General features: G+C 70.8%; 11 protein-coding genes and 1 pseudogene. 5 read left to right on the top strand and 7 right to left on the bottom strand.

Annotation, left to right across the window (positions count from 1 at the left end):
* Nucleotides 1-14 precede the first annotated feature (14 nt).
* Together OG370_RS08345 and OG370_RS08340 are read left to right on the top strand one after the other, a co-directional pair.
* Nucleotides 15-998 carry an ABC transporter substrate-binding protein gene (locus OG370_RS08345; protein WP_328462143.1) on the top strand — a complete coding sequence of 328 codons (984 nt, stop codon included), beginning with the start codon at nucleotides 15-17 and terminating at the stop codon, nucleotides 996-998.
* A 253-nt stretch (nucleotides 999-1251) separates the two neighbouring features.
* Nucleotides 1252-2265, top strand: a complete 1014-nt coding sequence (locus tag OG370_RS08340) for a LacI family DNA-binding transcriptional regulator (protein ID WP_328462142.1) — start codon at nucleotides 1252-1254, stop codon at nucleotides 2263-2265.
* Nucleotides 2266-2441: 176 nt separating this feature from the next.
* On the opposite strand, the gene OG370_RS08335 is transcribed toward OG370_RS08340, so the two are convergent.
* The 4 genes from OG370_RS08335 to OG370_RS08320 all read right to left on the bottom strand — a co-directional run bounded on the left by OG370_RS08335 (nucleotide 2442) and on the right by OG370_RS08320 (nucleotide 8843).
* Nucleotides 2442-5564 carry an alpha-mannosidase gene (locus OG370_RS08335; protein WP_328462141.1) on the bottom strand — a complete coding sequence of 1041 codons (3123 nt, stop codon included), beginning with the start codon at nucleotides 5562-5564 and terminating at the stop codon, nucleotides 2442-2444.
* A gap of 68 nt (nucleotides 5565-5632) precedes the next feature.
* Nucleotides 5633-6526, bottom strand: coding sequence for a carbohydrate ABC transporter permease (locus OG370_RS08330; protein WP_328462139.1), 894 nt, complete (start codon nucleotides 6524-6526; stop codon nucleotides 5633-5635).
* Nucleotides 6526-7464: a carbohydrate ABC transporter permease gene (locus tag OG370_RS08325; RefSeq protein ID WP_443060630.1), complete on the bottom strand. Its 939-nt coding sequence runs from the start codon at nucleotides 7462-7464 to the stop codon at nucleotides 6526-6528. Before OG370_RS08325 ends, OG370_RS08330 begins: the two co-directional genes overlap by 1 nt.
* Complete coding sequence (locus OG370_RS08320; protein WP_328462137.1) at nucleotides 7461-8843, bottom strand: extracellular solute-binding protein; 1383 nt, start codon at nucleotides 8841-8843, stop codon at nucleotides 7461-7463. Before OG370_RS08320 ends, OG370_RS08325 begins: the two co-directional genes overlap by 4 nt.
* Nucleotides 8844-9261: 418 nt before the next feature.
* Between OG370_RS08320 and OG370_RS08315 the strand changes: the two genes are divergently transcribed.
* Together OG370_RS08315 and OG370_RS08310 are read left to right on the top strand one after the other, a co-directional pair.
* Nucleotides 9262-10503, top strand: coding sequence for an ROK family transcriptional regulator (locus OG370_RS08315; protein ID WP_328462135.1), 1242 nt, complete (start codon nucleotides 9262-9264; stop codon nucleotides 10501-10503).
* Between the two features lie 61 nt (nucleotides 10504-10564).
* A complete protein-coding gene (locus tag OG370_RS08310) occupies nucleotides 10565-10864 on the top strand; it encodes a hypothetical protein (protein ID WP_328462133.1) in 300 nt (99 codons plus the stop codon).
* A 42-nt stretch (nucleotides 10865-10906) separates the two neighbouring features.
* Here OG370_RS08310 and OG370_RS08305 read toward each other — a convergent pair whose 3' ends face one another.
* A complete protein-coding gene (locus OG370_RS08305) occupies nucleotides 10907-11548 on the bottom strand; it encodes a DinB family protein (RefSeq protein WP_328462131.1) in 642 nt (213 codons plus the stop codon).
* Nucleotides 11549-11679: 131 nt separating this feature from the next.
* On the opposite strand from OG370_RS08305, the pseudogene OG370_RS08300 reads away from it, so the two are divergent.
* Nucleotides 11680-12654, top strand: a pseudogene (locus OG370_RS08300) (IS5 family transposase).
* Nucleotides 12655-12696: 42 nt separating this feature from the next.
* Here OG370_RS08300 and OG370_RS08295 read toward each other — a convergent pair.
* Nucleotides 12697-12945: a hypothetical protein gene (locus tag OG370_RS08295; protein WP_328462129.1), complete on the bottom strand. Its 249-nt coding sequence runs from the start codon at nucleotides 12943-12945 to the stop codon at nucleotides 12697-12699.
* A 128-nt stretch (nucleotides 12946-13073) separates the two neighbouring features.
* Complete coding sequence (locus OG370_RS08290) at nucleotides 13074-13334, bottom strand: hypothetical protein (protein WP_328462127.1); 261 nt, start codon at nucleotides 13332-13334, stop codon at nucleotides 13074-13076.
* Between the last annotated feature and the right edge of the window lie 420 nt (nucleotides 13335-13754).

Below are 13754 nucleotides of genomic sequence, written 5' to 3'. Positions count from 1 at the left end.
GAAAGAGGTCCAGCATGCGGCACATCAGCAGACCCACGACGCTCGTGGGGGCCTGCGCGGTCCTCGCGCTCGTGGCCGCGACCACGGCGGCCTGCGGCGGCGGGTCCTCCGGTTCCGGCGGCAAGTCGCTGGAGATGATCACCGGCGTGAAGAGCGACCCGTTCTACATCACCATGGCCTGCGCGGCGCAGCAGGAGGCGAAGAAGCGCGGCGTGAAGCTGACCGTCAACGGCTCCGCGCAGTGGGACGTGTCCGTGCAGCGCCCGATCATCGACTCGGTCGCCGCCAAGCACCCCGCCGGGCTGCTCATCGCACCGGTGGACACCGCCGCGCTGACCCCGTCGCTGTCCCAGATGCAGAACGGCGGCACCAAGATCGTGCTGGTCGACACCACGGTCAGCGACGCCTCGATCGGGGTGTCCCGGATCTCCTCGGACAACGTGGCCGGCGGTCGCGCCGCCGCCAAGTCGCTGGCGCGGCTGATGGGCGACAAGGGCTCCGCGATCGTGATCAGCGTCAAGCCGGGGGTGTCCACCACCGACGAGCGCACCAAGGGCTTCGACGAGGAGATGAAGGCGAACCACCCGAACATCAAGCTGCTGCCGGTGCTCTACGACAACGACCTGCCGGCCACCGCGGCTTCGCAGATCCAGTCCACGCTGGCCGCGCACCCCGACCTCGGCGGTGTCTTCGCGGGCAACACCAACACCGCGCAGGGCATCTCCACCGGGCTGCAGGCCGCGGGCAAGCAGGGCAAGGTCCAGGTCGCCGCCTTCGACGCCGAACCCGACGAGGTCACCTCGCTGAAGAACGGCACGCTGGACGTCCTGGTCGCACAGGACCCGGCGAAGATCGGCACCGAGGGCGTCGACCAGGCGCTCGCGGCCATCGACAAGAAGAAGGTGACCGCCTCCATCGGCACCGACATGGTCGCCATCACCAAGGCCAACCTGAACTCGCCGTCGGTGAGCAAGTACCTCTACAAGGCGGGCTGCTGACCGCGAGGCCCCCGCGTGAGCGGCCGCCCGCCCGGTGCCCCGCCGCGGGCACCCGGGCGGGCCGCCGCACCCGGCGCCGTATCCACTGCCGCACCCCGTGCCGTACCCGGTGCCGTCCGCGGGGGAGGCAGGCGACGGTCCGCCGGCGCGCCCTGTCATGATGGCGGGCCGGGCGGGAAACGCCGTCCGCGCCATCACCACCGGCGGCCCCGGGCCAGGGCCGGCGGCCCGGGAGCGCCCGATGAGGAGAGCCGTGAAGCGCCCGACGATGAAGGACGTGGCCCGCGCCGCCGGAGTCAGTCCGATGACCGTCTCCCGTGTCGTCTCCGGCGAGCCCGGGGTGTCGCCCTCCACCGCGGCCCGGGTCGAGCGCGCCGTCCGCAAGCTCGGCTACCAGCGCAACGACAACGCCCGCCACCTGCGCCAGAAGAACCTCGGCACCTCCACCATCGGCCTGGTCGTCGACGACCTCGCCAACCCCTTCTACGCGCTGATGGCCCGCTCGGTGGAGGACGAGGCGCACCGCCGCGGCTACGTGGTGCTGGTCGGCAGCACCAACGACGAGCCGCATCGCGAGCGCGAGGTGATAGCGGCCTTCACCGCCCGCCAGGTGGACGGCCTGATACTGGTGCCCACCATCGGCAGCCACGGCTTCCTCAAGCAGCCGATGGCGGCCGGCACCCAGGTGGTGTGCGTGGACCGCCCGGCGGACGGCCTGGAGGTGGACAATGTCACCGTCGACAACCAGGCCGGCGCGCAACGCGCGGTCACCCACCTGCTCGGCCACGGCCACACCCGCATCGCCTACCTCGGCGACCGGTACGACATATGGACGCAGGCCGAGCGGTTCGCCGGCTACCGCGACGCGCTCGCCGCCCACGGGCTGCCGATCGACGAAACTCTGGTACGGCACGGGTTGCGCACGAGGAAGTCGGCCGGCGCCGCCGTCGCCTCCCTGCGCGACCTGCCCGACCCGCCGACCGCGCTGTTCACCAGCAACGACCTGATCACCCTCGGGGTGCTCGACGCCGGCCACACCACGCCGCTGGCCCTGGTCGGCTTCGACGACCTGCCGCTCGCCGAGCGCCTCGACCCGCCGCTGACCGTGGTCAGCCAGGACCCGGTGGCGCTCGGCGGCACCGCGGCCAACGTGCTCTTCTCCCGGATCGCCGGCGACCGCTCCGCGCCGCGCTCGGTGGTGCTGCTCACCCGCTTCATCGTGCGCGCGTCGGGCGAGAAGCGGGTGCGCATGGCATCCAAGCGGTGACGCCGAAACGTCACGGCGGAACGTCACGACTGAAGGGCTGAAGGGCCGAGGCGCTGAGGCAGGAAGAGCCGAGGCCGGCCGCCCGCGCGGCACGGTTCCGCGACCCGGGGACGGGCGCCGCCCGGAGCCGGGGAGGACCCCGGCCGGCGCCCCGCACATGGGCCGGTCAGAACCCGTCAGGGCCGCCCAGGGGTCAGCCGCAGCGTCAGGATCTGGAACGGCCGCAGCGTCAGCCGCACTTCGGGACCCGCCGCCGCGCAGCTCCCGTCGTCCGTGACCGGCCGCTCCAGCAGGTCGGTGACGGCCACCGACGCGAGGGCGAACGACGGCGTCAGCGTGGCCCGGGCCCGCTTGCCGTGCGCCTCGTACAGCCGCACCAGCACATCCCCCGACCGGTCGTCGGCGAGCTTGACCGAGGTGATGACGACCCCCTCGTGGTCCACGGCCACCAGTGGGGCCACCGCGGCCGCGCCCGGCACCGTACGCTCCGGCAGGTTGAGCCGGTAGCCCTCGCGGATCGCGTCCGGGACCCGGGCGCCGATCACGAACGCGTACCGCAGCCGGTGCCGGCCCTGGTCCTGCTCCGGGTCGGGGAAGCGGGCCGAGCGCAGCAGCGACAGCCGCACCGTGGTGGTGGTGCCGCCGTCCGCCCGCACATCGCGGGTGATGTCGTGGCCGTAGGTGGAGTCGTTGACCAGCGCGGCACCCCAGTCGGGCTCGCCGACGTGCAGGAAGCGGTGCGCGCACACCTCGAACTTGGCCGCGTCCCAACTGGTGTTGACGTGCGTGGGCCGCTCCACGTGGCCGAACGGGATCTCGGCGGTGGAGTGCGCGGCCCGCACGTCCAGCGGGAAGGCCGCCTTGAGCAGCTTCTCCCGCTCGTGCCAGTCGACCACGGTCTCGATGTCCACCTGCCGGCTGCCCTCGCGCAGGGCCAGCACCTGCTCGACCCGTGAGTCGCCGAAGCTGCGGACCACCCGCACCCCGCCGCCCGTGCCGTCCGGCCCGCCTTCGAACGCGGCCACCGAGTCGGCGTCGGTCAGGTCGCGCACGCTGTGGCGGTAGAAGGCGTCGAGGTCCCAGGCGTCCCAGCGGTTGGGGAAGTCCTGGTGGAGTTGGAGCAGGTTCGCGGTCGCACCCGGCGGCAGCGCCTCCCGCTCGGCCGGGATGTCGTACGCCGAGGTGATCAGGCCGCGGCCGTCGATCGTGATCCGCACCAGGCCGTTGTCGAGGACGAAGCCGTCGCCCGACGGCACCGGGCGCACCGTGGCCGGGCCGGCGGCGCGGAGTGCGGCGCCCATCGCGGGCACTCCGTCCCGGGCGTGCGGCGCCGCGTTGAACACCACGTCGCCGCTCTCGCCGCCGTCGTCGGCCGCGGCCAGCGCGCGCTGCGCGGTGTCCACCAACTCCCGCAGCTCACGCCCCACTTCGACGTACGTCCGCTCCGCCTCCCGGTGCACCCACGCGATCGACGTGCCCGGCAGGATGTCGTGGAACTGGTGCAGCAGCACCGTCTTCCACAACCGGTCCAGCGCGTCGTACGGATACGGCGCGCCGGTGCGCAGCGCGGCCGTCGCCGACCACAACTCGGCCTCCACCAGCAGGTGTTCGCTGCGCCGGTTGCCCTGTTTCGTGGCGAGCTGGCTGGTCAGGGTGCCGCGGTGGAACTCCAGGTACAACTCGCCCACCCACACCGGCGCTTGCGGGTACTCCGCGAACGCCTTCGGGAAGAACTCGGCCGGCCCCTCCACGCTCACCCGCGGTGAACCCTCCAGACTGGCCAGCCGGGAGGCCCGTGCCAGCATCTCCCGGGTGGGCCCGCCGCCGCCGTCCCCGTAGCCGAACGGCACCAGCGAGCGGTGGGTGTGCGCCTTGTCCCGGAAGTTGCGCTCGGTGTGCGCCAGCTCCGCCCCGGTCAGGCCGCTGTTGTAGGAGTCGACCGGCGGGAAGTGGCTGAAGATCCGGGTGCCGTCGATGCCCTCCCAGAAGAAGGTGTGGTGCGGGAAGGCGTTCGTGGTGTTCCAGGAGATCTTCTGGGTGAGGAACCAGCGCACCCCGGCCAGCTTCATCAACTGCGGCAGCGCCGCGTTGTAGCCGAAGGTGTCCGGCAGCCACATGTCCTCGGTCTCCAGGCCGAACTCGTCCAGGTAGAACCGCTTGCCGTGCACGAACTGCCGTACCAGCGACTCGCCGCCGGTGATGTTGGTGTCCGGCTCCACCCACAGGCTGCCGGTCGGCAGGAACTGCCCGGTCTTCGCCTTCTCCTGAGCCCGCGCGTACACCTCAGGCCGGTGCTCCTTCAGCCACGCCAGCTGCTGCGCCTGGCTCATCACGAACCGGAACTCCGGGTGGTTGTCCATGAGTTCAGTGACGTTGGAGACCGTCCGCGCCACCTTGCGCACGGTCTCGCGCAGCGGCCACAGCCAGGCCGAGTCGATGTGCGCGTGGCCGACCGCCGAGATCCGGTGCGCACCGGTGCCGGCCGGTGCGGCCAGCGCCGGGATGAGCGCCTTGCGCGCGGCGGCCGCGCTGCCGCTGATGTCCTGCAGGTCGACCAGGTCCAGCGCGTCCTCGACCGCCCGCAGGATCTGCCAGCGCCGGGTGGACTGTTCGGGCAGCTCGTGCATCAACTCGCCGAGCACGTCCAGGTCCTGGACCAGCTCGAAGACGCCCGCGTCGAAGACCGCGAGGTCCGACCGCCGTAGCTGGTAGAGCGGTTCGCCGGCCGGCGGGCGCCCCCCTCGGTCCGTACCCCCGCCGCCGTCACCGTCCTCGGCGCCGTCCGCCAGCCAGCCGGCCCGGTCGCCCGCGGACGTCACGCCGAAGGTGAGCTGGTCCGGGCCGGTGTGCATCACCACCGGGTTGGCGGCGGCCTCGACGTAGAACAGCACCTCCTCGCCGCCGCGGGCCGGGGACGCGACCGGCAGATGGGTGTTGCGCGGGTTGAGCGCCTTCACCGCGGTGCCGTCCGGCCGGTAGGCCAGGCCCTCGGTGGAGAAGCCGGGCTCGGTGGTGCCGAAACCCAGGTCGACGACCGCTTCCACCGGCAGCCCGGCCCACCCCTCCGGCACCCTGCCGCTGAGCTTGAACCAGCTCGTCGACCAGGCCGGCCCCCACCGGTCGCCGACCCGCGCCGGGGCGTACTCGGCGGCCAACCCGGCGCTGACCGGCACCGGTTCGCCCGGCACGTGCCAGACCTCGACGGCGAGTGGCACCGTACGGGCATGGACGGCAGGGCGCAGGCGCTGGTTCAGCACGCGGTGCAGCCGCTCCTCGGTGCTGGCGGGGTCGCTGTGCATGGAAGGGGGCCCTCCCTCTCGGTGGGTGCGTGCCCGGGGTCGGCCGGGCGGGTCGAATCGGGCTCGGGTCAGCCCTTGAGCGCGCCGCCCAGCGCGAAGCCGCCGCCCAGCCGGCGGGCGAGCACCAGGTAGAGCATCACGACGGGAATCGAGTACAGGATCGAGAATGCGGACAACTGCCCGTACTGCGTGTAGTCGTGGGCGCTGAGGAAGTTGAAGACGCTCACCGAGGCGGGCAGCTTCTCCGGCGTCAGCAGCAGGATGAAGGGGACGAAGAAGTTCCCCCACATGCTGATGAAGGTGAAGATCGTCACCACGATCACGCCCGGCCACATCAGCGGCAGCACGATCCGCCACAGCACCTGCATGGAGTTGGCGCCGTCGATCCTGGCCGCCTCCTCCAGCACCACCGGCACGCCGTCCATGAAGTTCTTCATCAGCCAGATCCCGAACGGCAGCGCGGACGCGGCCAGGAAGAGCGTGGTGGCCGGCATCGAGTCGATCAGGTTGACCTGCACGAACATGCTGTAGACCGGGATCATCACCGCGGTGATCGGCAACCCGGTGCTGAACAGGATGGTGTAGAGGAACGGCCGGCGCAGCCGCGAGCGGAACCGGGACAGCGGGTAGGCGGCCAGGATCGAGCACACCACGCAGACCAGGGTGCCGCCGCCGCACAGCAGCAGGCCGTTGAGCATCGGGCGGAACGTCGTGTCGTAGGTGAGCACATGGCGGAAGTTGGCGGTGGTCGGCGACGGCACCGACAGCTTGAACGACGCGTGCGCGTTGAAGGACGCCAGCACCATCCACAGCAGCGGCACCAGGTACAGCACCGAGAACAGCAGCAGGACGACGTTGATCGTGCCCCGGCTGGCCCGCGCCCGGTTCCGCCGGGAGCGCCCGGGACGCGTACGGTCCGCGGCCGGCGCCGCCGCGATCGGCGGACTGTCGGTGACGGCCATCAGTTCTCCTCGACTTTCAGCATCCGGATGTACACCGCCGAGAACAGCGCCCCCACCACCAGCAGCACCAGCGCGATCGCGGTGCCGTAGCCGATCAGGCTGTTCTGGAAAGCCTGCTGGTACATGAAGATCGGCAGCGTCTCGGTCTTGTTGCCCGGACCGCCGCGGGTCATCGTGTAGATCAGGCCGAAGACCGACAGCGTCTGCAGCGTGATCAGCATCAGGTTGGTCAGGATCGAACGCCGGATCACCGGCAGCGTCACCCGCCACAGCCGCTGCCACGGGTTCGCGCCGTCCACCTCCGCAGCCTCCACCAACTCGCGCGGCACATCACCGAGCGCCGCGGAGAACACCAGCATCGAGAACGCGGTGCCGCGCCACACGTTGGCGATGCACACGGCCAGGATCGGCAGCGTGTAGAGCCAGTTCTGCTGCGGCAGGTGCAGGAAGTGCAGGATCGCGTTGAGCGAGCCCTGCTGGAAGAAGAACGCGTACATCAGGTAGCCGGCCACCACCTCCGGCAGCACCCAGGCGGAGATCACCACGGCGCTGGTGAAGGACCGCACCGGCTTGGACGCCTTCTCCATCAGCACGGCCAGGGCCAGCCCCAGCGTGTTCTGCCCGATCACCGCCGAGCCGACCACGAAGATCAGGGTCAGCTCGACCGCGTTGGTGAAGTCGGGGTCGCCGAAGGCGCGGGAGAAGTTGTGCAGTCCGGTGAAGTGGGTGCCCGACGCGCCGGTGAGCTGCATGTCGGTGAAGGCGTAGTAGACGCAGTACCCGATCGGTCCGGCGAGGAACACCACCAGCAGCACGACGGACGGCAGTACCGGCAGGCCGCGCAGCAGCCCGGCGACCGGGGCGGGCAGGGGCGTGCGGTCGGCCTTGCCGCCGCCGGCTCCCCTGCGGCCGGCGGCGGGGGCGGTGGACGAGGTCACTGGGCGCCCTGGACGGTGTTGCTCGCGCCGACCGCGGACTTGACATCGTTGTCGAACGTACTTGCGGCCTTGTCGACGGACGCTTGACCGGTCGTCACCGACTCCATCGCCTTCTGGATGGCGCTGGAGACCTGCGTGTACGCGGGCACGCCGGGCCGGTAGTAGGTGTCGGCGACCAGCGAGCTGAGGAATTCGTTGGTGGGCAGCGCCTTGAGGTACTTCGGGTCGGCGGCGACGTCCTGGCGGACCGGGATGGTGGCGTTGACGTTGTTCCACTGCGCCGAGGCCGACTCGGTCTCCAGCGACTGGAGGAACTTCCAGGCGAGATCGGTGTTCTTCGCCTTGGCCGGGATCGACCAGGCCCAGCCGCCGGACATGCTGACCTTGCCCTTGCCCTGGCCGTTCTGGGTGGGCATCGCGGTCTCGGCCATCGTGGTCTCCCACTGCGGCCACGGCTTCGGGCCGGTGCGAATCCAGTTGTTGGGCATCCAGGAGCCGTCGATGTCGATGGCGAGCTTGCCCTGCGGGATCATCTCGGTGCCGACCTGGGCGCCGATGTTGACGCCGAGCGCCGTCTGCACCTTCGGGCCGAGGTTCTCGCTGTAGACGGTGTGCAGGAAGTTCAGCGAGTCCTTGAAGCCGGAGCTGCCCACCACCCACTTCTGCTGCGCGGCGTCGTAGAGGGAGTTGCCGCCGGCCGGCGTGCCGTACAGCAGCATCTCGAAGCCCTGCATGGAGGACTGCTCGCCGCCGGCGGTGCCGGTGTACAGGTTCATCGGGGTGACGCCGGGCACCTTGGCCTTGATGGTGCGGGCCGCGGTGAGCACGTCGGCCCACGTCTTGGGCTGCCACGGGAGTGCTATCCCGGCCTGCTTGAGGAGCGTCTTGTTGTACCAGATGCCGCGGGTGTCGGTGTTGTCCGGGACGCCGTAGGTCTTGCCGTCCTTGGCGTACTTCATCGCGGCCTTGGACGCTGCCGCGTACTGGCTCCAGTCCTTCCACGTCGCCAGGTAGCTGTCCAGCGGCTTCAGATAGCCGCTGGCCACATCGGAGTTGATGGTGGCGGTGTCCTCGTAGACCAGGTCGGGCGCGGTCACGGGGGAGCGCATCATCAGCTGGATCTTGGTGTAGTAGTCGTTCTCGCTCGCGGTGACGGGCACGAGTTTGACCGTGGTGCCGGGGTTCGCCTTCTCGAACGCCTTGACCTGCGTGGCCAGGAAGTTCGGCTGCACCGTGTTGCTGCTGTTCAGCTGCTTCTGGTAAACGACCTTGATCGTTTTGCCCGAACTGCCGGAACCGGAACCGCAGCCTGACGCGGTCGCGGCCAGCACTGCGGTGACAACGGCGATGCCGGTGGCAACGGTGAGTCTCGTGCGCACGCTCAACCTCCGGAGGAGTGCCCGAACGGGGCCCGCGACCGGTGTTGGCGGGCGCGGGACGGGTACGGGTCGCGGGTGTGCCACGGAGCGCCCCGGATGAGAAACCCCATGACAACCAGGGCGGACGGCGCCCTGGTTGTCGGCGAAGCTAAATCCAATGGATGGAGTAAGTCAACGCTTCTGACATGTAAACTTCCCGCCGTCGGGGGGTGCGGAAGCGGATGCGGGGCGCGCGGAACGGCGGGGCGACGGGCGTGTTCGCGGGCTTGCGGGCGGCGTGTGCGCGGCAGGACGGGGGAGTGCGGCGGGCCAAGCGGAATGGGGATGCGGCGCCGTCGGCGGAGCGAGGACCCGGGCCCGGGGCGGGCCTTGGGCGCGGGGCGGGAGGCGTGACGCGGCGAGGAGAGGACGTGAGACGGTGACGCAGGGTGGAACCAACCTGCCCCGGGTGGGGGGCTACAACCAGGCCGTGATCCTGGACGCGATCAGGACCGCGGGGCAGGTCAGCCGGGTCGAACTGGCGCCGCTGACCGGGCTGACCAGCCAGACCGTCTCCAACGTGGTGCGCCGGCTGCTGGCGGCCGGCCTGATCACGGAGTCCGGGCACGCCCCTTCCAGCGGCGGCAAACGCCGTACCCTGCTCTCGCCGCGCGCCGACGGGGCCTTCGCGGTCGGGGTGCAACTCGATCCGGACGCCGCGGTGATCGTCGTGGTCGACCTGGCCGGTGAGGTGCTGGCCTCGCGCCGGGTCAAGCTCGTCCACCCCGGCGAGCCGGCCGACGTGGTGGCCCGGGTGGCCGCCGCCGCGCAGCGGCTCACCGCCAGGACCCGGGTGGACCCGGCCCGGCTGCTGGGCACCGGCATCGCCACGCCCGGCCCGATCGACGGCACCGCCGGGGACGTTGTGCTCCCGCCGAACTTCCCCGGGTGGGGCCGGGTGCCGCTGCTGAAGATGTTCGGCGCCGCCACCGGGATGCCGGTGGCGATGGACAACGACGCGACCGCGGCGGCCATAGGCGAACGCTGGATCGGCGGCCGGGCCCGGGCCGGCAGCTTCCTCTTCGTCTACCTCGGCACCGGCATCGGCGCCGGCATCGTGCTCAACAACACCGTGCTGCACGGGGATTCGAGTAACGCGGGGGAGTTCGGGCACATGGCCGTGGAACCCGGCCACCGGGTCTGCCACTGCGGCGGCACCAACTGCCTCGGCCCGTACGTGAGTCCGTCAGCGGTGCTGGCCGATCTGCGGGAGCGGCACGGCCGTTCGGTCGCCGAGCGGCTCGGGCTCGCCCTCGCCGACGCGTCCGTGCACGCGGACTGGAAGCTGCTGTGCCGGGCCGCCCGCCGTGGCGATCCCGCGGCCTGCGACGTCATCCGGATCGCCGCCGCCCGTATCGGCCAGGCCGCGCGGGGCGCGGTCGCCCTCCTCGACGTGGACCGGGTGGTGCTGGGCGGGGAGGCGCTGCGCGGCATCGAGGCGATCATGTGCGAGGAGGTCGAGGCCGCCGTCAACACGACCTCGGTGGCCCGGGCGATCCGCCGCGTCTCCGTCGAGCGCAGCGTGATCGGCGAGGCGGTGGGGGCGGTGGGCGCGGCGTCCCTGGTGCTGCACGGCACGTACGCGCCGGGCTGGCGGATGCTGACGCAGCCGTCACCGTAGTGGCTTGCCGGGCGGGGGTGCCGGCCCGGCCCGGGGTGCCGGCGCGGGCAGGGACGTCAGGGTGACGGGGACCGCGAGGAGGGCGAAGGCGCTGATGGCGTTGAGCGCGGCGGGCAGCCCGAGTGCGGCGCCGGTTCCGGCGGAGTTCGCGGAGCGGTTGTCGCGCTCGCCGCGGGCGCTGAAAGTGACACAACGGCTCGCCGCGAAGCACCGGTTGGACGTCACGCTCGTACGGGAGCGGCTGCGCGGTGCCCTCGTCGGGCTGGGCCCGGTGCTCGGCGGCGAACCCGGAGAGCGGGACCTGGATCGCCTCCTGGACCTGCTCCTGCTCTCCGGGGTGGACCTCGGGGACGCGGACTGAGCTGCGGGTGGCCCGTGTTGGGGTCCCCAATCCGCAACGGGACTACGCCACCGGGTTGGTGGGGGCAGCGGGGCAGGGGGTCTGCTCGGCTTCGGCCTGGGCGGCGGCCTGGATCGCGGCCTGTTCCAGGCGGTTTCGGTGCTGCTCCCACCAAGCCGGCTCGTTCTGGGGCACGTCGAGGTTGTTCGCGGCCATTCCCACGCTGCCGTCCAGGAGTTCGCGGAGGATGTCGGCGTGGCCGGCGTGCCGGTGGGTGTCGGAGATCACGCGTACCACGGCATGGTGCAGCGTGATCTCGCCACGGCCCTCCGGCCACCACGGGACCGTGCCGACCGTGTCCAGCGGCAGCGCCTCGATCGTCGCGTCGGCGTGCGCCCACGCCCGGCGGTAGTTGTCCACGATGAGCGCGCGTGACTCGTCGGCGGTGGCCCACATGTCGTCCGTGGGCTCGGCGTTCTCGTCCATCCAGGGCGCGAGCATGCCGGACGGCCGCCCGAAGGTGTCACCGAGGTAGCCCAACTCCGCGGCGGTCACGTGTTTGACCAGGCCCAGGAGATTGGTGCCCGTCGGCGTCAACGGGCGGCGGGCGTCGTACTCGGACAGGCCCTCGATCTTCCACAGCAGGGCGTCCCGGGCGGACTGGAGGTAGAGATGGAGTTCGGGTTTGGCATCCGTCGCGGTCATCGGGCCAGTCTGCCGTTCACGTGAGCGCCGGGCATTCCCTTTCCGGGGCCACCAGCTAGGGCGTGTGTGGAGTTGTGATCTCGTGGGGTCCCGGCCTGGGAGGGCCGGGCTCCTTGGGGTAGAACGGTAGGGTGTCTCGACCTCAACTTTCGGATGCCGAGTGGGAGTTCGTCTCCCCGTTTCTGCCGGTCGGTGAGTACGGTCCGTATCCGGAGAACCTGCGGGCGCACTTCGAGGGCGTCGTGTGGCGGTTTCGGAACGGGGCGAAATGGCGGGAGTTGCCCGAGCGGTTCGGGCACTGGTCCACCGTGTACGGCCGGTTTCGGCAGTGGCGGGATGCCGGGGTGTTCACTGCGGTGTTCCAGGGTGCGATCGCCGAGGCGGCGAGGCGGGGCCTGGTGGACTTGTCGCTGGTCAGCGTGGACTCGACCACGGCGAGGGCCCATCATGATGCCGCCGGGATGATCATGGAGCCCGGGACTCTGGACGCATTGGAGAAGGCCGCCGCTGAAAAAGGGGAGCCAGCGGGGAACAAGACGGGCAGATAGGTCTGGAGCGGGAGGAACGACGGCGCGTGAGGCGTCGCCGCAGAGTCCGGCTCGCCGCCGCTGACCTGGGGCGTTCCCGCGGCGGACTGACCACGAAGACGCACCTGTCCTGCGTTCCGCAGTGCCTGCCCCTCTCGCTCAAGATCACCGCAGGTCAGGCGGGAGACAGTCCGCAGTTCATCCCCGTCCTGGACAAGATCCGCGTCCCCGGCCCGGTCGGCCGACCCCGCACCCGGCCCGGCGCAGTCGCCGGCGACAAGGCGTACTCCTCCCCGCAAGAACCGTGCTCACCTGCGCAAACGCGGGATCAAAGCGGTCATCCCCGAGAAGAAGGACCAGGCCGCCCACCGCAAGAAGCGCGGCTCACGTGGCGGACGGCCCGTCACCTACGACAAGGAGCTGTACAAGCTCCGCAACAGCGTCGAACGCACCATCAACAAGATCAAGGACTGGCGCGGCCTCGCCGTCCGCTACGACAAAAAGCCTGGAAGCTACCAGGCCGGACTCGAATTATGCGCCGGCCTGCTCTGGATCCGACACCTCGGATCACAGTCTTGATCACAACTCCATACAGACCCTAGGAGCTGTTCGGGGTTCGGATCATGTGGTTGAGGTGGGTTGCTTCAGCCACATGATCGAGCCTCGGAGGTGGAGTCCGTCCTCGAAGCTCTCCGCGCTCTGGTTGTAGCAGGTGGCCACGTCGCGCCAGGTCTTGACTCTCTGGAAGCAGCGGTCGGCGGTGTTCCGCTCCTCAAGCGGTCCTACCTGCGCAAGCACGGCATCAAGGCGGTCGTCCCGGAGAAGCACCGCGAGTAGCGGTTCTTCCGGGAGTAAGGCGGGGCTGCCCACGCCGATCCTCTCGGCACCAAGCGCGCTGCGGAGGTTCAGTGCACATCGCACTCCGCAGGGGCACGCCTGGACTGGACGATATGCTGCACGGCGAGTTACGGGCACCCGATGATCCTCGGGGGTGGGTGCTACCGGGCCTGGAAGGCAGTGAACTGCCCCAGGACGTTGCCCCGTGTGTCGTAGAAGGTGACCTTCTTCAGTTGCTGCCACGGCTGGGTGACCAGGGGGCCGTTGCCGAGGTCGGCGTACCAGACCCCCGTGGAGGCGTCGGTTGTTGCGTGCAGGATCTGCCCGCTGACGGTCTCGGCTGTGGTGATGACCTCCACCCGCACCGGGGCCCCTGCCGCCTGTAGGGCGTACGTACCGGTGAGGTATCGCCTTCCGGACATAGTGCTGCTGTCGAATTCGACGCCGGCCTCGGGCCCGGTCGCTGCGCTGCGGCCCCACTGCCCCGTGGCGGGCGTTACCCAGGAAACCGGAAACAGGGTTCCGCTCTGCCCGCCGCCCCCGTTCGCGGGCGGTGCCCCCAGAGTCACCCGCGCCCCTGAGGGGAGCATTACCGCCGTACCCGGCGCGGCCACCCGGGGGGCAGGCTCCGCCGTGGCACTGGCGGCGGGCGACTCCGGCACCGGTGCGGGTCCGGTCAGGTGCACCGCGACAGCCGTCAGGGGTGCCAGCAACAGGGCGCAGCCAGCGGCCGTCAGTACGGCGGTGCGGCGGCGCCTGACCCGTCCCGTGCGGTGGATCCGGGCCAGCGGGACAGGTGAGGGGGTGATGGCGTCGGCGGCCCGGATGAAGGTCTCACGCAG

This window comes from Streptomyces sp. NBC_00448, assembly GCF_036014115.1.
GTDB lineage: Bacteria > Actinomycetota > Actinomycetes > Streptomycetales > Streptomycetaceae > Actinacidiphila.
The sequence above is the reverse complement of the archived record's forward strand: the minus strand, read 5'-3'. Positions and strand labels throughout refer to the sequence as shown.

Coding starts and splice junctions, on each gene's coding strand:
- OG370_RS08345 (WP_328462143.1), top strand. CDS start 15: ATGCGGCACATCAGCAGACCCACGACGCTCGTGGGGGCCTGCGCGGTC.
- OG370_RS08335 (WP_328462141.1), bottom strand. CDS start 5,564: ATGCACAGCGACCCCGCCAGCACCGAGGAGCGGCTGCACCGCGTGCTG.
- OG370_RS08330 (WP_328462139.1), bottom strand. CDS start 6,526: ATGGCCGTCACCGACAGTCCGCCGATCGCGGCGGCGCCGGCCGCGGAC.
- OG370_RS08305 (WP_328462131.1), bottom strand. CDS start 11,548: ATGACCGCGACGGATGCCAAACCCGAACTCCATCTCTACCTCCAGTCC.
- OG370_RS08290 (WP_328462127.1), bottom strand. CDS start 13,334: ATGTCCGGAAGGCGATACCTCACCGGTACGTACGCCCTACAGGCGGCA.